16 protein-coding genes are annotated in these 16,935 nt (G+C 65.0%); 9 read left to right on the top strand and 7 right to left on the bottom strand.

Annotated features, from left to right (window positions below; genetic code table 11):
* Positions 1 to 56 precede the first annotated feature (56 nt).
* The 6 genes from XcyCFBP4188_RS07025 to rph all read right to left on the bottom strand — a co-directional run bounded on the left by XcyCFBP4188_RS07025 (position 57) and on the right by rph (position 5,897).
* Positions 57 to 404, bottom strand: coding sequence for a PilZ domain-containing protein (locus XcyCFBP4188_RS07025; protein WP_006451372.1), 348 nt, complete (start codon positions 402 to 404; stop codon positions 57 to 59).
* A complete protein-coding gene (locus XcyCFBP4188_RS07020; protein ID WP_006451371.1) occupies positions 401 to 2,833 on the bottom strand; it encodes a DUF1631 domain-containing protein in 2,433 nt (810 codons plus the stop codon). The genes XcyCFBP4188_RS07025 and XcyCFBP4188_RS07020 overlap by 4 nt, the downstream gene beginning before the upstream one ends.
* 179 nt (positions 2,834 to 3,012) lie before the next feature.
* Positions 3,013 to 4,170, bottom strand: coding sequence for a radical SAM family heme chaperone HemW (hemW, locus tag XcyCFBP4188_RS07015; RefSeq protein ID WP_104591840.1), 1,158 nt, complete (start codon positions 4,168 to 4,170; stop codon positions 3,013 to 3,015).
* A 16-nt stretch (positions 4,171 to 4,186) separates the two neighbouring features.
* On the bottom strand, positions 4,187 to 4,786 hold the full coding sequence (rdgB, locus tag XcyCFBP4188_RS07010; RefSeq protein WP_006451369.1) for an RdgB/HAM1 family non-canonical purine NTP pyrophosphatase: 600 nt from the start codon (positions 4,784 to 4,786) through the stop codon (positions 4,187 to 4,189).
* Positions 4,783 to 5,175: a VOC family protein gene (locus XcyCFBP4188_RS07005; protein ID WP_006451368.1), complete on the bottom strand. Its 393-nt coding sequence runs from the start codon at positions 5,173 to 5,175 to the stop codon at positions 4,783 to 4,785. Before XcyCFBP4188_RS07005 ends, rdgB begins: the two co-directional genes overlap by 4 nt.
* Positions 5,172 to 5,897, bottom strand: a complete 726-nt coding sequence (gene rph, locus XcyCFBP4188_RS07000; RefSeq protein WP_005996762.1) for a ribonuclease PH — start codon at positions 5,895 to 5,897, stop codon at positions 5,172 to 5,174. The genes XcyCFBP4188_RS07005 and rph overlap by 4 nt, the downstream gene beginning before the upstream one ends.
* Before the next feature lie 109 nt (positions 5,898 to 6,006).
* Between rph and XcyCFBP4188_RS06995 the strand changes: the two genes are divergently transcribed.
* The 9 genes from XcyCFBP4188_RS06995 to XcyCFBP4188_RS06955 all read left to right on the top strand — a co-directional run bounded on the left by XcyCFBP4188_RS06995 (position 6,007) and on the right by XcyCFBP4188_RS06955 (position 16,026).
* The gene (locus tag XcyCFBP4188_RS06995) at positions 6,007 to 6,867 is read left to right on the top strand and encodes a YicC/YloC family endoribonuclease (protein ID WP_006451367.1); all 861 of its coding nucleotides are present in this window, start codon (positions 6,007 to 6,009) and stop codon (positions 6,865 to 6,867) included.
* Between the two features lie 112 nt (positions 6,868 to 6,979).
* Positions 6,980 to 7,591 carry a guanylate kinase gene (gmk, locus tag XcyCFBP4188_RS06990; protein WP_006451366.1) on the top strand — a complete coding sequence of 204 codons (612 nt, stop codon included), beginning with the start codon at positions 6,980 to 6,982 and terminating at the stop codon, positions 7,589 to 7,591.
* A 291-nt stretch (positions 7,592 to 7,882) separates the two neighbouring features.
* Positions 7,883 to 8,182, top strand: a complete 300-nt coding sequence (gene rpoZ / locus XcyCFBP4188_RS06985) for a DNA-directed RNA polymerase subunit omega (RefSeq protein WP_002812428.1) — start codon at positions 7,883 to 7,885, stop codon at positions 8,180 to 8,182.
* A 127-nt stretch (positions 8,183 to 8,309) separates the two neighbouring features.
* Positions 8,310 to 10,481: a RelA/SpoT family protein gene (locus XcyCFBP4188_RS06980; RefSeq protein WP_006451365.1), complete on the top strand. Its 2,172-nt coding sequence runs from the start codon at positions 8,310 to 8,312 to the stop codon at positions 10,479 to 10,481.
* A gap of 72 nt (positions 10,482 to 10,553) precedes the next feature.
* Entirely contained in the window at positions 10,554 to 10,934 is a 381-nt protein-coding gene (locus XcyCFBP4188_RS06975) for a RidA family protein (protein ID WP_006451364.1), read from the top strand.
* Positions 10,935 to 10,964: 30 nt separating this feature from the next.
* Entirely contained in the window at positions 10,965 to 13,109 is a 2,145-nt protein-coding gene (gene recG / locus XcyCFBP4188_RS06970; RefSeq protein WP_006451363.1) for an ATP-dependent DNA helicase RecG, read from the top strand.
* 142 nt (positions 13,110 to 13,251) lie between these two features.
* Complete coding sequence (locus XcyCFBP4188_RS06965; protein WP_006451362.1) at positions 13,252 to 14,190, top strand: nucleoside hydrolase; 939 nt, start codon at positions 13,252 to 13,254, stop codon at positions 14,188 to 14,190.
* Positions 14,191 to 14,262: 72 nt separating this feature from the next.
* Positions 14,263 to 14,505, top strand: coding sequence for a type B 50S ribosomal protein L31 (locus XcyCFBP4188_RS06960; protein ID WP_043889669.1), 243 nt, complete (start codon positions 14,263 to 14,265; stop codon positions 14,503 to 14,505).
* Positions 14,506 to 14,736: 231 nt separating this feature from the next.
* On the top strand, positions 14,737 to 16,026 hold the full coding sequence (locus XcyCFBP4188_RS06955) for a citrate synthase (protein WP_006451360.1): 1,290 nt from the start codon (positions 14,737 to 14,739) through the stop codon (positions 16,024 to 16,026).
* Between the two features lie 103 nt (positions 16,027 to 16,129).
* Here the strand turns inward: XcyCFBP4188_RS06955 and XcyCFBP4188_RS06950 are convergent, their stop codons facing one another.
* Positions 16,130 to 16,780, bottom strand: a complete 651-nt coding sequence (locus XcyCFBP4188_RS06950) for a hypothetical protein (protein WP_043909468.1) — start codon at positions 16,778 to 16,780, stop codon at positions 16,130 to 16,132.
* Positions 16,781 to 16,935 lie beyond the last annotated feature (155 nt).

Below are 16,935 nucleotides of genomic sequence, written 5' to 3'. Positions count from 1 at the left end.
GGCAATGCAAAGGCAATGCGCAATTTTGCCGCAATCCTGGCAGCGGCGCTGTGCCTTCAGCCGGCCATGTGTTCTTCGGCGATCCAGGCGCGCAGACGTCGCCGATGTGGCTCCGACATGGTCAGAAAGCGGAAACCGGCCCAGGCCTGTCCGGGGGCGTGCGCGGCTTCGGACCACAGCAGATGCACGCCGACATCGATCTCGGTGGCGCGGCCCACGCGCTCGGGCAGGGTGAAGCGCAATTGATACAAGGCGTCGTCATGCAGCGGAACCGAAGCCAGCAACAGCATGCCGGTTTCCGACACGTTACCGACCCGGCCGATCTGCGCCTCGCTGAGCATGTCGGTGACCGGCACCAGATCGGTCGGTTGACGGCGCGGTGCGCGACGGGTGTCCTGGATCATGGGGCGACCTCTGCAGCAGGCGACTGGCCGGCAAGGTGACGTAACGTGCGCACGGTGGCATGCCAGGCGCGGTCGATCAGACGCGATTTTTCTTCGATCAGCAGGCGCGCCTGGCCGCCGGCCATCAGCCGCGCCAGACCATCCAGCGACTGCTCGCCGATCTTTTGCCCACGCTGATTGACGAACAACGCGTTGTCGGTCATCGGGCTGTACCAGGACAGCCGTTGCCGACGCAGGTCGCCCTGCTGGTTGACCACGAATTCGAACCAGGTACCGAATGGCAGGCTGCGCAACTGCGTGTAGCACGCCTCTTCGGCCGGCGAGCGCGGTGTGGCGATGTCCTTGCGCGGGGCGTTGTCGCCCTGGTCGCCCAGCCGCGTGCGCGCCCTGAGTTTGGCGGTGAGTTCGGTGCGCGAGGTCATCTCGTCTTCGCCACCGGGCGTGGACAGGCGCCGTGCGATCGCCGCTGCTTCGTCCTGGTGATAGCCGATTTGTAGCAGTGCGGTTTGGACATCGCCACCGAGCGCAGTGTCGGTGGGCTGACCCTTGCTCAGACAGGTGACCTCAGCGATACGCGCCGTCAGCGCCTGGCGCTCATCCCATTCGGGCGATTGCTCGCCTTGCCGCAGCAGCGTGAGCGTGAGCACGTCCGACCACGCCTGGCGCAGCAGCGATTGCACGAAACGCGGTGGCGCGCTCTGCTCGCACAGATCCTCGATGCGATCGGCGGCCTGCTGCTTGGCCGATTCCAGCCGTTCCTTGCCGCGTGCGGCATCCACGTGGCGCCGCTCGGCGACCTCGGCCTTGCGCGCCAGTGCGCGTAGATGCGTCTGGATCTCGTCGTTGGCCGCAGCGAAGACGCTTTCGTCGCCTTGATAGTCGTTGACGATCTTGTCGACCGCATTGCCCAGCTTGTGCAGCAACTGCGGGTCGACATCGTCCTCGCCCAGCCACACCGCACCGGACTCGGCCACGGTGTTGAGCAATTCGCGCACCGGATGCTGATCGCGCACGAAAAAATGCGTGTCGGCCAATGCCGCGCGCACCACCGGTACCTGCAACTTGGCAAGCAAGGTCTGCGCCGGGGTCTGCTCGCGCACTTCGCGTTGCATCTGCGCGTAGAGCAGGCCGAGCAGGTCGAAGGTGTCGGTGTCCTGCGACGATAGCGCCGCGTCCGGGCCGTGCTGGGCGCGCAGCAACTCCAGCACCTGCCGCTGCACCGCATCGATGCCGGCCGCTGCAGTCGATTGCGCGGCTAACGCGCCTTGCAGGCTGGCCAGCGCGTCGCTGAGCGCGGCTTTGGGCACTGCCGTGGAAGCCAGCTGGGGAAATGCTCTTTCAGCTGTTGCCTGCGAGCCTGTTGCGGGCGCTGTGCCGTGATTGGCAGCGCTGTGATTCGATAAACTGTGAGGCGCGGATGGACCTGTGTTGCCGGCCGCCTGCGACTGACGTGCCGAAGACATCAGGCCGCCAAGCGCCTGCATTGCATCGCTCAATGCAGGTGTTGCCTGCTCACCGTATGTAGCCGCAGCCAGTGTCATCGGAGAATCGGACGGATCCAGCAAGGCGCTCTGCCACGGTGTCGGTGCGGACTGCCCGCTCCAGCCGGTCGCCGGTTGCCCGCCACGCGGCGGCATCGCGCGCGCGCTGGTGGGTGCAGCATCCTGCGATCCAGTGGCCGATGCAGGCAGCGCACGCCGCGTCTGCACCTGCGTGGGCTTGACCAGATACGGGTGATAGATCAGCCCCGGCAGGATGCCTTCCTGTGCGAGGACGCTGTTGACACGCTCATACAGATCGTTCAGGCGCTCGATCAGCTGACGCTCGAACACGCGGTACAGCGTGAGTTGCCCATCCAGGCTCAGCCCCAGCGTTTCGCCGCATTGGCGCAGCAGGCGGCACAGCGCGTACGGACCGAGCGGAACTTCTTCGAGTTCGAATTCGGCAACCACGCCGATCACCGCCAACCGTTGCGCCAGCAATTGCAGCGCATCGGCACGGCGCGAGGTTTCGCGGCGCGCGATCTCGCTGAGCACGATGTCGCGGTCGATATCGGTGTCTTCCACCAGCGTGAGCATCTGCGGATGCGCCGGCGCATCGGCCAGCGGTGTCAGCGACGGGCGCTCGCGCAGGTTGGCCAGATCCTGCGCCAGCTGCTGCAGAAAGGCTTGCGGAAACCGATCGATATGATCGCGCAGGCCACGCGTCTGCGCGTAGGTTTCGGCCTGGATCTGGCTGTTGCGCGCATGTTCGGCCTGATGCAGCAACTCGCGTTCCAGCTCGACGATGGTCAGCCGCAGCGGCCCGCTAAGCGCCTGCACGCAGTGCGCGTGCAGTGCCGCGAGCAGATGCCGGCCGCGCGCGGACACCGGCGCATCGGCAATCGGGCCGCTGAGTGTGTGCTGCAGGGAAGAGGCAGGCGTGGACATCCGGGGAGGTGTGCTCGGTTCGAAGCGTGAGCTATGTAGCATGTTTTCCCTGTCGCCGCGCGACATTGGAGCGGCCAGGCGCGGCCGTTGCTCGGTACGATGGACCACTCGAACACTCCAGACCTGCCGTGCCGGTCACGCGCGGATGACGGGCGCTCGCGAGGGTTTGCTGACCAGCGTCAGGTCAGGAATAACTCGACCACGTCGTTGGTGAAGCGGCGGCCCAGTTCGGTCGGTATCACGCGTCCGTCCTGCTCGGTCATCCAACCCTGCGCGACCGCGGGCGCCAACGGCGCTGCGATCTCTGACGCCTCCAGACCGGTGGAGGCTTCGAAATCGCTCAGCCGGAAGCCTTCGTGCAGGCGCAATACATTGAGCATGTATTCGAACGGCAACCGCGCGCGCGGCACGACTTCATCGCCGCCGATCGATGCCGCATTGCCGGCGCTGGCCAGATAACTCTGCGGATGTTTGTGCTTCCAGCGGCGCAGTACGTGCTGCTCGGCGCCGGAACTGATCTTGCCGTGCGCACCGGCGCCAATGCCCAGATAATCGCCAAAGCGCCAGTAATTGAGGTTGTGCGCGCATTGCCGCCCGGGCTTGGCGTAGGCGCTCACTTCGTACTGCGCGTAGCCGGCGTCCGCAAGCAGACGTTGGCAATGTTCCTGGATGTCCCAGGCCGCGTCGTCATCGGGAATGCCCTTGGGCGGCCGCGCGAAGAACACCGTGTTCGGCTCCAGCGTGAGCTGGTAATGCGACATGTGCGTGGGCTGCAGCGCAAAGGCACGCTCGAGATCGCGCTCGGCCTGTGCCAGGGTTTGCTCGGGCAGCGCGTACATCAGGTCGATATTGAAATTGTCGTAGCCGGCATCCTGCGCCAGCTTGATCGCACGCTCGGCCTCGGCACTGTCGTGGATGCGACCGAGCCGCTGCAGCGCCACATCGTCGAAGGTCTGCACCCCGAAGCTCAGGCGATTTACGCCGGCCGCGAGATAACCATCGAAGCGGCCATGCTCGGCGGTGCCTGGATTGGTTTCCAGGGTGATCTCGAGATTCGGTGCGAAGCGCAGCCGCGCAGCCGCCGCTTGCAGAAATCTGTCGATGGCTTGGGGCGGAAACAAGCTCGGCGTGCCACCGCCGAAGAACACCGAATGCACCACGCGGCCCCACACCAGCGGCAAATCGTTGTCCAGATCGCGGATCAGCGCATCCACGTACTCCTCGAACGGCAGCACACCCTTGGCCGCGTGCGAGTTGAAATCGCAGTACGGGCATTTGCGCACGCACCACGGCAGGTGCACGTACAGCGACAGCGGCGGTGGAATCAGGTCGGACACTGCATCAGGCCATCGTTCACAGCGACAGGGCGTGCAGCTTGTGCTGCAACGTGGCCAACGCCACCGCACGGTGACTCAGCCGGTTCTTCAACGCAGTCTCCATTTCCGCAGCGGTCAGGCCGTACACCGGGTCCAGAAACACCGGGTTGTAGCCGAAGCCACCATCGCCGCGCGGTTCGGTGGTGATCACCCCTTCCCAGCTGCCTTCGGCGATCAGCGGTTGCGGATCTTCCGGGTGACGCAGCAGCACGATCACCGCATAAAACCGCGCGCCGCGGCGCTCTGCCGGCACGGCGCGCATGGCCTCGAGCAACTTGGCGTTGTTGGCCTGCGCATTGGTCGGGCTGCCGGCATAGCGCGCGCTGTACAAGCCGGGCGCGCCGCCGAGGGCATCGACGATCAGGCCGGAGTCGTCGGCCAGTGCCGGCAGGCCGGTGACCGCGCTGGCATGACGCGCCTTGATCAAGGCGTTCTCGACGAAGGTCAGGCCGGTTTCCGGCACGTCTTCGACACCCAGTTCGCCCTGCGCCACGATGCGCAGCGGCAGGTCTGCGAGCATGGCACGCAGTTCTTCCAGCTTGCCGGCGTTGCCGCTGGCCAGGACCAATTGTTTCATTGCTTGGGCTCCAGCAGATCCCACTTGGTGCCGTACAGGTCGCGGAATACAGCGACCGTGCCGTACAGCTCCTCACGCGGGGTTTCTAGAAATTCCACGCCGAACGCCTGCATGGCCTTGTGGTCGCGCCAGAAGTCGTCGGTGTAGAGAAAATGATCCACCCGCCCACCGGTCTGGTCGCCGATACGTGCCTGCTGCGCGGCGTCGGCCGGCTGCGCAAGCAGCAAGCCGGCGTCCTGCGCGCTGCCCGGGCCGATCACCACCCAGCGTTTGCCGTCGCCAAGTGCGCGATCTTCCAGCACGTGGAAACCCAGCGCGCCGGTGTACCAGGCAATCGCCGCATCGTAATCGGCGACCAGCAAGGTGGTCAGGGCAATGCGACGGCTCATCCGGCCAGCGCAGCGCGTTGCAGGGCGAACAATTCGCCCATGCCCTTTTCGGCCAGGGCGAGCAGCGCGTTGAGTTCGTCGCGGCGGAACGCGTGGCCTTCGGCAGTGCCCTGCAGCTCGATGAAACCGCCACCGTCATTCATCACCACATTCATGTCGGTGTCGCAGTCGCTGTCTTCGGGGTAATCCAGATCCAGTACCGGCTCGCCGCGATAGATGCCCACCGACACCGCGGCCACGGCGCCGATCAGTGGATGCTTCTTGATGTCGCCGCGCTTGAGCAGCAGGTTCACCGCATCGGCCAGCGCCACGTAGGCGCCGGTGATCGCAGCGGTGCGGGTGCCGCCATCGGCCTGCAGCACGTCGCAGTCCAGGGTGATGGTGCGCTCGCCCAGGGCATTGCGGTCCACACAGGCGCGCAGTGCGCGGCCGATCAGGCGCTGGATTTCCAGCGTGCGCCCGCCTTGCTTGCCACGCGCGGCTTCGCGGTCGGAACGGGTGTGGGTGGAGCGCGGTAGCATGCCGTATTCGGCGGTCACCCAGCCTTCGCCCTTGCCGCGGAGGAACCCCGGCACGCGGTTTTCCACGCTGGCGGTGCACAGCACGCGCGTGTCGCCGAAGCTGACCAGCACCGAGCCTTCGGCGTGACGGGTGAAAGCGCGTTCGATGCGCACCGGGCGCAGCTGGTCGGCCGTGCGGCCGCTGGGACGGGAAAAGGTCATGCGATGAGTCCGGAAGTCGGGAGGTGGGTCTGGGTCAGCGCGTGGCGAGGCGGTCAGCCAGCGCGGGCGGCTAGGGTACCATTCGCGCTTTGAAGGCACGGGACTGACGATGATTCGAAGCATGACCGCGTTTGCTGGCGGCGAACGCATCACGCCCTGGGGCACGCTCGGTTGCGAGCTGCGCTCGGTCAACCACCGGTTTCTGGAAATAGGCGTGCGCCTGCCCGAAGAACTGCGTGCGCTGGAGCCGATGCTGCGCGAACGCGTGGCGGCAAAAAACAGCCGCGGCAAGCTGGATCTGGCGCTGCGCCTGCGCGCGCCCGACAACGCGCAGACCCTGGCTGTGAACGAATCGCTGCTGCAGGAACTGGGCGCACTGGCCACGCGCCTTGACGGTATGTTCCCCAAGCTGCAGGTCGGCTTTACCGATCTGTTGCAGCTACCCGGCGTGCTGCAGGTGCAGGACGTGGACGCACCGGCGTTGCAGGCGCAGGCCCTGGCATTGCTCGATGAGGTAGTGGACAGTTTCGTCGCCGCGCGCGAGCGTGAAGGCGGCAAGCTGGCCGAGGCGATCAGCGAGCGGGTGGATGCCATCGAACGCATCGCCGCCGAAGTACGCACGCTGATCCCGGTCATTCGCGAAGGTCAGCGCGCCAAGCTCGCCGCACGCCTGGCCGATCTGCCGCATCCGGTGGACCCGGGGCGCGCCGAGCAGGAACTGGTGCTGTGGCTGCAGAAGCTGGACGTGGACGAGGAACTGGATCGCCTGTCCAGCCATATTTCCGAGATCCGCCGCGTGCTCAAGCAGCGCGAACCGGTCGGCCGTCGATTGGACTTCCTGCTGCAGGAATTCAACCGCGAAGCCAATACGCTGGGCTCCAAGTCGGTGGACAGCCGCACGTCCAACGCGGCGGTGGATCTGAAGGTGCTGATCGACCAGATCCGCGAGCAGGTGCAGAACATCGAGTAGCCGTAAGTAGGCAATCGGGAATGGGGAATCGTCAAAGCAGGTACGATTCCCCTCGGCCTGCTTGCTCCGCGCGGTGCCCCATTCCCTATTCTCGACTCCCTATTCCCTAAAAATGCGCGGCACCCTCTATATCGTTGCGGCCCCCTCCGGCGCCGGCAAGAGCAGCATCGTCAACGCCACCCTGGCGCGTGATCCCAAGATTGCCTTGTCGATCTCGTTCACCTCGCGCGCGCCGCGGCCCGGCGAGCGGCATGCCGAGCACTACCACTTCGTCTCCGCCGACGAGTTCCAGGGCATGATCGAAGCGGGCGACTTCTTCGAATATGCGTTGGTGCATGGCGATTGGAAGGGCACCGCGCGGCAGTCGGTGGAGCCGCAGCTGGCTGCCGGCCACGATGTGCTGCTGGAAATCGACTGGCAGGGCGCGCGCCAGGTGTGCCAGAAAGTCCCCGACGCGGTCAGTGTCTTCATCCTGCCGCCATCGCGCCAGGCGCTGGACGAGCGCATGCGCAAGCGCGGGCAGGACAGCGAGGACGTGATGGCGCAGCGCCTGGCCGCCGCACGTGAAGAGATGCTGCACTTCGAAGAATTCGATTACGTCATCATCAACGAGACCTTCGACACCGCCGTCTCGGAGATGTGCGCCATCTTCACCGCCAGCCGGCTGCGTCGGCAGGCGCAACAGCAGCGGCATGCCGGCCTGATCCAGGCGCTGCTTGACTGAGTTCCTGGTGTGGTGGGTGGAGCGGCGATCCTCGGTGTCACGGTGCGACGACGCCGCAGCTGAAGATCGGCATTCTGCCCGCATGTCGCCGCGGCTTGGGGGAAACGGCCGGCCAGGCCTGCGGGGCTGTTCTGCGCACCAGGAGGCGCTGCGTCTTGATCGATTTGTTCCAAGTGGCTGATTCCAAAGCAAACTGAATGACAGCCGGTTGCCCGCCCAGCGGCCCCGGCGTACACTCCGCCCCCTTTCCCTCATTCGATGCGCGGCCGTTGCTGGTCGCCGGGAGCCCGCATGGCCCGCATTACCGTAGAAGATTGCCTGGAAGTCGTGAACAACCGTTTTGAGCTGGTCATGATGGCCTCCAAGCGTGCCCGTCAGCTCGCCAACGGCGTGCAGCCGTTGATCGAAAACGCAGACGCCAGCGATAAGCCCACCGTGATGGCGCTGCGCGAGATCGCCGCCCGCCGGATCGACAACGCGCTGATCGATGAAGTCGAGAAGGCCGAGCGCGAGCGCGCAGAGCGCGAAGCGCTGGAATGGGCCGCCGCCGAAGTGGTCGCCGACGAAGACATGTCCAAGAACGACGATTGATTGCTCGCATCGCTGCGATCGATCCGAACAGCCCGCCTTGTGCGGGCTGTTTTCGTTTGCGGGCCGCTTTCGCGCGCGTAGTGCGCAAACGTTTGCCGTGACTGCGCCGCTGGCATAGTCTTCCGCCATGAACCCAGGCCCCACTGCCCAGGCGACCGTCGTGACGTCCTCGTCTCCCGACCCGGCCATCCCCGATTACGTCCTGCACCTTGAACGCGCTGCCAGCTACCTTCCCAAGGAGCAGCTGCCGATCCTGCGCCGTGCCTGGGAAGTAGGGGCCACCGCGCATGCCGGCCAGACCCGCAAGTCGGGCGAGCCTTACATCACCCATCCGGTCGCCGTGGCCGGCGTACTCGCCGAACTCGGCCTGGACATGGAATCGCTGATCGCCGCGATCCTGCACGACACCATCGAAGATACGCCGCTGACCCGCGAAGAGCTGGCCTCCGAGTTCGGCGAAGCGGTGGCCGAGCTGGTCGATGGCGTCACCAAGCTGGACAAGCTCAAGTTCCGCGACCGCCAGGAAGCGGCGGCAGAAAGTTTCCGCAAGATGCTGTTGGCGATGTCGCGCGACTTGCGCGTGATCATGATCAAGCTGGCCGACCGCCTGCACAACATGCGCACGCTGGGCGCGCAGAGCAGCGAGGCGCGCAGCCGCATCGCGCGCGAAACGCTGGAAATCTATGCGCCCATCGCCCAGCGCCTGGGCATGAGCCTGATCAAGTCCGAGTTGCAGAACCTGGGCTTTCGCGCGCTGTATCCATGGCGTCACGCCATCATCGAAAAGCACATCCGCAGCCAGCCGGTGGTGCGGCGCGAATCGATGGCGCAGGTGGAAGTGCAGCTGTCGCAGCGGCTGGCCAAGGAAGGGCTTGAACATCGTCTGGTCAGTCGCATCAAGACGCCCTGGAGCATCTATTCCAAGATGCACGAAGAGAACAAATCCTTCGACCAGGTGATGGATGTATTCGGCTTCCGTCTGGTGGTGCGTTCGGTGGCCGATTGCTATCACGCCCTCGGCGCGGTGCATGCCACGTTCAAGCCGCTGGACGGGCGCTTTCGCGATTTCATCGCGATCCCGAAGGCCAACGGCTACCAGTCGCTGCACACCGTGTTGTTCGGCCCGTACGGCTCGCCGATCGAAGTGCAGATCCGCACCGAAGAGATGGACCTGATCGCCGAACGCGGCGTGGCCGCGCACTGGACCTACAAGGTCGGTTCCACCTCGCCCAACAGCGCGCAGAGCCGTGCGCACGACTGGATCGTGGAGTTGATCGATTCGCAGCGCGCCGCCGGCTCGTCGCTGGAGTTTCTGGACAACGTCAAGGTCGATCTGTTTCCCGACGAGGTCTACCTGTTCACGCCCAAGGGCAAGATCCTGGCGTTGCCGCGCAATTCCACCGCGCTGGATTTTGCCTACGCGGTGCATACCGACGTGGGCAATCGCGCGGTCGCCTCGCGCGTGGACAAGAAGCTGGTGCCCTTGCGCACCAAGCTGGTCAGCGGCCAGGCGGTGGAAATCATCACCGCGCGCTCGGCCACGCCCAAACCGCAGTGGCTGGAATTTGTGGTCAGCAGCAAGGCGCGCACCGCGATTCGCCACCAGCTCAAGCAACTCGAACACGAAGATGCCGTACAACTCGGCCACCGCATGCTCGATCGCGCGCTGGAGGCGATGGACAGCTCGCTGGAACGGTTGCCCAAGGGTCGCCTGGACGCCTTCCTCAGCGAGCACCGCTATCCGCGTCTGGAAGCCTTGCTGGCCGACGTGGCGCTGGGCAACTGGATGCCCAATCAGGCTGCGCAGGCGCTGATGGCCTACGCCGAACTGCGCGGCGGCGGTCATTCCAAGCATTCGCACGAAAAGATCCTGATCGACGGCAGCGAGCGCGGCGTGATCAGCTTCGCCAACTGTTGTCAGCCGATTCCCGGCGACGAAATCATGGGCTACCACACCGCCGGCAAAGGCATCGTGGTGCACCGGCTGGATTGCACCAACCTGGCCGAACTGCGCAAATCGCCCGAACGCTGGGTGCCGATCGACTGGGATTCGGGCGTCACCGGCGATTACGACACCGCCTTGGTGGTCGAGGTGGAAAACCGCACCGGCGTGCTGGCCCAGCTTGCGGCGGCGATCGCGCAGAGCCAGTCCAACATCGAGCGTGTGGATTACCTGGACCGCGATTTCAATGCGGCGGTGCTGCGCTTCAACATCCAGGTCCGCGACCGCCGCCATCTGGCCGAAGTGATGCGCCGGCTGCGGCGCTTGCATGTGGTGCAAAGCGTCGGCCGTCAGTAAAACGCGCGCAACAGTCGAGCAAATCCGCACAAACGCCTAAACTGCTGCACACACCTTTGCAGCGGAGTTTCCATGTCCCAGATCATCCATACCGACCAGGCGCCTGCCGCCATTGGCCCGTACTCGCAGGCCGTGCGTGCCGGCAACACGGTGTATTTCTCCGGGCAGATCCCGCTGGATCCGGCGACCGGCGAGATCGTGCCGGGCGACATCGGTGCGCAAGCGCGTCGCTGCTTCGACAACCTCAAGGCGGTGGCCGAAGCAGCCGGCGGCTCGCTCGACAAGATCGTGCGCCTGGGCCTGTACCTGACCGATCTCGGCCAGTTCGCCGCCGTCAACGCGGTGATGCAGGAGTATTTCCAGGCGCCGTTCCCCGCGCGTTCCACCATCGAAGTCTCCGGTCTGCCCAAGGGCGCCGGCTTCGAAGTCGATGCGGTAATGGTGCTCGAGTGATCCAGTTCGACTGATCCGATTCGATCTGCCGTGCCACGCGCGCTCACCGTCACGCCGAGCCTGGCCGTTGCAGGCCAGGCGTCGCTGTCCAGCCTGCCCGGGGTCGGCCCGAAAGTGGCCGAGAAGTTCGCTGCGCGTGGCATTTTTACCTTGCAGGATCTGTGGCTGCATCTGCCGCTGCGTTACGAAGACCGCACGCGGCTGACCACGATCGCGCAGTTGCAGGGCGGCGTGCCGGCCCAGATCGAAGGCCGCGTCGATGCGATGGAGCGCGGCTTCCGCTTCCGGCCGGTGCTGCGGGTAGCGGTGTCGGACGACTCGCACGGCACGTTGGTGCTGCGCTTTTTCCACTTCCGCGCGGCCCAGGTGGCGCAGTTCGCGCCGGGCACGCGGGTGCGGGTGTTCGGCACGCCCAAACCGGGGCAGAACGGTTGGGAGATCGTGCACCCCAGTTACCGTGTGCTGGCGGAGGGCGAAGATGCCGGGCTGGGCGATAGCCTGGACCCGGTCTATCCGGTGTTGGAGGGCGTTGGGCCGGCCACGCTGCGCAAGCTCATCGGCCAGGCACTGGAGCGGTTGCCGCCGGAGGCCGCGCTGGAATTGCTGCCCCCGCATTGGCTGCAGGACGAACAACTGCCCTCGTTGCGCGCCGCGTTGCTGACCATGCATCGCCCGCCGGTCAACACCGACCCGCAGCAATTGCTCGCAGGCGGTCACCCGGCGCAGCAACGCTTGGCACTCGAAGAACTGTTGGCGCATCAACTCAGCCTGCGCCGCCAACGCATCGCCTTGCAGCGTTTTCGTGCACCGAGGCTGCCGGGCAACGGCACCTTGGTGCAGCAACTGCGCGCGGCATTGCCGTTCCAGCTCACCGGCGCGCAGCAGCGCGTGTTCGAGCAGATTGCGCGCGATCTTGCCAAGCCATCGCCGATGCTACGGCTGGTGCAGGGCGATGTCGGCAGCGGTAAAACCGTGGTCGCCGCGTTGGCGGCGATGCTGGCAGTGGAGCAGGGCAAGCAGGTGGCGCTGGCCGCGCCGACCGAACTGCTGGCCGAGCAGCACCTCACCAACCTGCGTGGCTGGCTGGAACCGCTGGGCGTGCGCATCGTCTGGCTGGCCGGCAAGGTCACCGGCAAGGCGCGTGCTGCGGCGATGGCCGAGGTGGCCTCCGGCCAGGCGCAGGTCGTCGTCGGCACGCATGCATTGATGCAGGAGGCGGTGGTCTTCCACGACCTCGCGCTGGCCATCATCGATGAGCAGCACCGCTTCGGTGTGCATCAGCGGCTTGCCCTGCGCGACAAGGGTGCGGCTGCCGGCAGCGTACCGCATCAGTTGGTGATGACCGCCACGCCGATCCCGCGCACCTTGGCGATGTCGACCTACGCGGATCTGGATGTTTCCGCCATTGACGAACTGCCACCGGGGCGCACGCCGGTGCAGACGATTGTCTTGAGCGCAGAACGTCGCCCGGACCTGGTAGAGCGCATCCGCGCCGCCTGCGCCGAAGGGCGCCAGGCGTATTGGGTGTGCACCTTGATCGAAGAAAGCGAAGAGCCCGGCAAAGGCGCGCCGCCTGGCCCGCCAAAGATCGAAGCGCAGGCCGCAGAGGTCACCTTTGAAGCGCTATCGGCCCAGTTGCCGGGCGTGCGCGTGGCGCTGGTGCACGGCCGCATGAAGCCGGCCGAAAAACAAAAAGCCATGCTGGATTTCAAGCAGGGCCACACCGATCTGCTGGTCGCCACCACCGTGATCGAAGTGGGCGTGGACGTCCCCAACGCCTCGCTGATGATCATCGAGAACGCCGAGCGCCTGGGTCTTGCCCAGTTGCATCAGCTGCGCGGACGGGTCGGCCGCGGCGCGGCTGCGTCCAGTTGCGTGCTGCTGTATCAGGCGCCGTTGTCGATGATGGCGCGGCAGCGTCTGGAAACCATGCGCCAGACCAACGACGGCTTCGTGATCGCCGAAAAGGATCTGGAGTTGCGTGGCCCGGGCGAATTGCTGGGTACCCGGCAGACCGGCCTGGCGAGTTTTCGCATTGCCGATCTGGCCCGCGATGCCGGGTTGCTGCCGCGCGTGCAGGTGCTTGCCGAACGGCTGCTGGCCGAAGCGCCGGAGATCGCCGATCGTGTGGTTGCGCGTTGGATCGGCAGTGCGGTGCGTTACGCCGCCGCTTGAGCGTGAAGCGGGGATTGGTAATTAGAGATTGGAGATTCGTAAAAGCCAGGTCGCTGCGATCTGGGTGTGTAGCGGATTCGCGTGCCTCGCCGATCCTTGCGAAGATGCGGCAACGAATCCCGAATGACCAATCCCGAATCCCATGACAAAGAAGATACCGCTGCTGATCGACACCGACCCGGGCGTGGATGACGCGCTGGCGCTGCTGATGGCGTTCAATGACACGCGTCATGAGGTGGTCGGCCTGACCATCGCCGCCGGCAACGTGGGCCTGGAGCACACCGTGCGCAACGCCTTGAAGGTCTGCGAGATTGCGGGCCGTGAGGATGTGCCGGTCTACGCGGGCTGCCCGCAGCCGCTGCTGCATCCGTCGGTGGATGCGGCGCATGTGCATGGCATCGATGGCTTTGGCGACGTTGGTCTCGCGCCGGCCAGGCGCACTGCCGAGGCCGAGCATGCCGCGCTGGCCATCCTGCGCCTGTCGCATGAGCACGCGGGCAAGCTGTTGCTGGTCGCGCTCGGCCCGCTGACCAATCTTGCCCTGGCACTTACGCTGGATCCGACCCTGCCGCAGCGCGTGGCGCGGCTGGTGGTAATGGGCGGGGCGCTGACCGGGCACGGCAATATCACCGTGGCGGCCGAATTCAATATCGGCTTCGACCCGGAAGCGGCGCATATCGTGTTCCGCAGTTTTCCGCAGTTCGATGTCGCCGACTGGGAGGCCACCATCGCGCACGGCCTGCTGCATCGGGATGTCGAGCAATGGCTGGCGGCCGACTCGGCGCGCGCGAAGTTCTACGAGGAAATCTCGCGCAAGACCCGGCTGTGGTCCGAAGACAGCCGTGGCGAGCACTGGTACGCCGCCGATGCGCTGGCGATGGCCTTCGCGCTGCATCCGGAGGGCGCGCAGCGGCTGGAGCGGCGGCCGGTCCACATCGAGCTGACCGGCACCCATACCCGCGGCATGACCGTGGTGGACTGGAATCGCCGAGATGGCGCGCCCGACAACGCAAACCTGCTGCTGGACTACGACCGCCAGCGGTTCCATGGCCTGGTCGAGGCGGCGTTGGCAGCCGGTTAGGACGCAGCTTGCGCCGGGCAAAGGTAGGCCGCTATAATGACCGGCTTATCCAGGCAGCCCGGCGCCAAGTCCATGAAAGATAACGTTCATCCCAGCTACAACGACGTCGTCTTCCACGACGTGACGTCCGATTTCAAGATTCTGACCCGTTCCACCATGAGCTCGAAAGAGACCGTGAAGTGGGAAGACGGCCAGGACTATCCGCTGATCAAGGTGGATATCTCCTCGGCATCGCACCCGTTCTATACCGGCAAGCACAAGGTGATCGACACCGGCGGCCGTATCGACAAGTTCCAGAAGCGCTACGCGCGCTGAACTTGCAGGACGGGCTGTACCGGCAACGGCCGCGCATTGCGCGGCCGTTGTTTTTTGGGCGGTGACAACTTCGTTTTTTACGCCCCGGACGGGGTGCGTCTACGACTTCTGTCCAAGCGACGGCCAAAATGTTGCTGTGCGATAATGACGTGATCCGGGGCGATGCCCTGGACTTCCATCACGTGCCTGCCCATTTGGTGACAGGCGCCTTCCACTGAAGGAGCGTACACAGTGTCCGATCTTGATCAGGTCACGCTCAACGCCGGCGACACGTCGGTTGTTCTGCCGGTACTCAAGCCCACGCTTGGCAATGATTGCGTCGATATTTCAAAGCTGACCAAAGAAACCGGTCTGTTCACCTACGACTCGGGCTTTACCGCCACCGCCAGCTGCAAGTCGGCCATCACCTACATCGATGGCGACAACGGCGTGTTGTTGTATCGCGGCTACCCGATCGAACAGTTGGCCGAGAAGTCCAGCTTCCTGGAAGTCTCGTATCTGCTGATGAACGGCGAACTGCCGACGGCGGATGAGTTCCAGAAGTTCGACCACGAAGTCACGCATCACACGATGATGCACGAGTCGCTGAAGAACTTCCTCGGTGGCTTCCGCCACGACGCGCACCCGATGGCCATGCTGGCCGGTTCGGTCGCCTCGCTGTCGGCGTTCTATCACGACACCCTGGACCTCAACGATCCGGAGCAGCGCCGTCAGGCTGCCATCCGTCTGATCGCCAAGGTGCCGACGTTGGCTGCTGCCGCGTACCGCTATTCGATCGGCTGGCCGATCCGCTACCCGCGCAACAACCTCAACTACGTCGACCGCTTCCTGCACATGATGTTCGAAGTGCCGAGCGAGCCGCTGGAGATCAATCCGGTGGTCGCCAAGGCGCTGGATCTGTTGTTCATCCTGCATGCCGATCACGAGCAGAACGCCTCGACCTCGACCGTGCGTCTGGTCGGTTCGACCGGTGCCAATCCGTATGCCTCGGTCGCTGCCGGTATCACCGCGCTGTGGGGCCCGGCACATGGTGGCGCCAACGAAGCCGTGCTGAAGATGCTGGAAGAGATCGGCACCGCCGACAACGTCGAATCCGCCGTGGCCAAGGCCAAGGACAAGAACTCCTCGTTCCGTCTGATGGGCTTCGGTCACCGCGTCTACAAGAACTTCGACCCGCGCGCCAAGATCATCCGCGAGATGACCCACAAGGTGCTGGGCGAGCTGGGCGTCAACGACCCGCTGCTGGAAGTGGCGCTGAAGCTGGAAGAAGCCGCGCTGAAGGACGACTACTTCGTGCAGCGCAAGCTGTACCCGAACGTCGACTTCTACTCGGGCCTGATCTACAAGGCGCTGAATATCCCGGTGGAAATGTTCACCGTGATGTTCGCCATCGCGCGCACCGCCGGCTGGGTGTCGCATTGGCTGGAGCAGCAGGTCGACCCGGAAATGAAGATCGGCCGTCCGCGCCAGATCTACACCGGCTACGACCAGCGCGACTATAAGGACGCCGGCCAGCGCTAAGCGCTTGCGGTTGTCTGCTTGAACCAGCGCCCCGCATTGCGGGGCGTTTGCTTTGATGGGTGGGGCGTTGCCGTCGGTCGCCGATCGTTACGGCGAGCTGCGGTCAGCGCAGCTGTTGCAAAGAGTTGCGGCCGTCCTCGTCGGCCAGCAGCTGACGTACTTGCGCGGCCGATGCGCGCGGCATCGGTTTTTCGTCCAGCTGCGATAGCGGTGCCTGGCGCAATGCGTCGTAGGGCAGCACGGTCAGGTCGAAAGTCAGATCCTCGGCACTGAATAACCACACCGGAAACTCGCCATTGCGCTCGCGATCCAGGCGCAGCCGGCGCGTGCGTAATTCGGCCGGGATGCGGTGTTCTTCGAGAAACCGCTGCACTGCGTCGGCATCGTCGCTATGCAGCTGCAATTGCACAGGCGCATTGGCGTCGGCGGTGCCCTCGAGCACCGGGCCGGTCAGTCGCGGCTGGAACGGGCCGAGAAACTCCAGCGCACGCAATGCGGCTTCGCGCCGCTGGCGTAGTCGCACGCCATGCGCGGGGCCGGCAAACAGGCGTTGATATTCGCGCAATGCGTCTTCGATCTCGCGGTTGCGTGGCAGCGATGCATCGTCATGGATGCCCAATCGGCTGGCCGCCTTGAGCTTGGCCTGATGAAAATCGCGGATGCCGCCTTCGGCCATCAGCCGGGCGGCTTCGTGCGCCAATCGGTGGCGACGCTCTCGGGTTCGCGTATCGGCGTGCTCGCGCGCGTGGTGCATGACCGGGCTCCCCTAATGAACCTGGTTCGACTCTACAACAGCCGCATGACGGCGTGGCGAATGCGTCATGTCTTCACTGATAAGGGCAATCACACGTAACGATGATTGCCCAGTGCGCTCTATGCGGCCGGGGACAGTCGATGTCGCCAAACCGT

It is taken from the genome of Xanthomonas hortorum pv. cynarae, assembly GCF_002939985.1.
GTDB lineage: Bacteria > Pseudomonadota > Gammaproteobacteria > Xanthomonadales > Xanthomonadaceae > Xanthomonas > Xanthomonas hortorum_D.
Note: the sequence above shows the minus strand (reverse complement) of the source record. Positions and strands in the feature narration are given on the sequence as shown.

What these genes read in the sequence shown, in the direction of transcription:
- gmk (WP_006451366.1), top strand. Translation starts at nt 6,980, where the DNA reads ATGCGCGGCACCCTCTATATCGTTGCGGCCCCCTCCGGCGCCGGCAAG.
- rdgB (WP_006451369.1), bottom strand. Translation starts at nt 4,786, where the DNA reads ATGAAACAATTGGTCCTGGCCAGCGGCAACGCCGGCAAGCTGGAAGAA.
- XcyCFBP4188_RS07005 (WP_006451368.1), bottom strand. Translation starts at nt 5,175, where the DNA reads ATGAGCCGTCGCATTGCCCTGACCACCTTGCTGGTCGCCGATTACGAT.
- XcyCFBP4188_RS06980 (WP_006451365.1), top strand. Translation starts at nt 8,310, where the DNA reads ATGAACCCAGGCCCCACTGCCCAGGCGACCGTCGTGACGTCCTCGTCT.
- XcyCFBP4188_RS07025 (WP_006451372.1), bottom strand. Translation starts at nt 404, where the DNA reads ATGATCCAGGACACCCGTCGCGCACCGCGCCGTCAACCGACCGATCTG.
- XcyCFBP4188_RS06960 (WP_043889669.1), top strand. Translation starts at nt 14,263, where the DNA reads ATGAAAGATAACGTTCATCCCAGCTACAACGACGTCGTCTTCCACGAC.
- rph (WP_005996762.1), bottom strand. Translation starts at nt 5,897, where the DNA reads ATGACCTTTTCCCGTCCCAGCGGCCGCACGGCCGACCAGCTGCGCCCG.
- XcyCFBP4188_RS06965 (WP_006451362.1), top strand. Translation starts at nt 13,252, where the DNA reads ATGACAAAGAAGATACCGCTGCTGATCGACACCGACCCGGGCGTGGAT.
- XcyCFBP4188_RS06950 (WP_043909468.1), bottom strand. Translation starts at nt 16,780, where the DNA reads ATGCACCACGCGCGCGAGCACGCCGATACGCGAACCCGAGAGCGTCGC.
- XcyCFBP4188_RS06975 (WP_006451364.1), top strand. Translation starts at nt 10,554, where the DNA reads ATGTCCCAGATCATCCATACCGACCAGGCGCCTGCCGCCATTGGCCCG.
- XcyCFBP4188_RS07020 (WP_006451371.1), bottom strand. Translation starts at nt 2,833, where the DNA reads ATGTCCACGCCTGCCTCTTCCCTGCAGCACACACTCAGCGGCCCGATT.
- rpoZ (WP_002812428.1), top strand. Translation starts at nt 7,883, where the DNA reads ATGGCCCGCATTACCGTAGAAGATTGCCTGGAAGTCGTGAACAACCGT.
- XcyCFBP4188_RS06995 (WP_006451367.1), top strand. Translation starts at nt 6,007, where the DNA reads ATGATTCGAAGCATGACCGCGTTTGCTGGCGGCGAACGCATCACGCCC.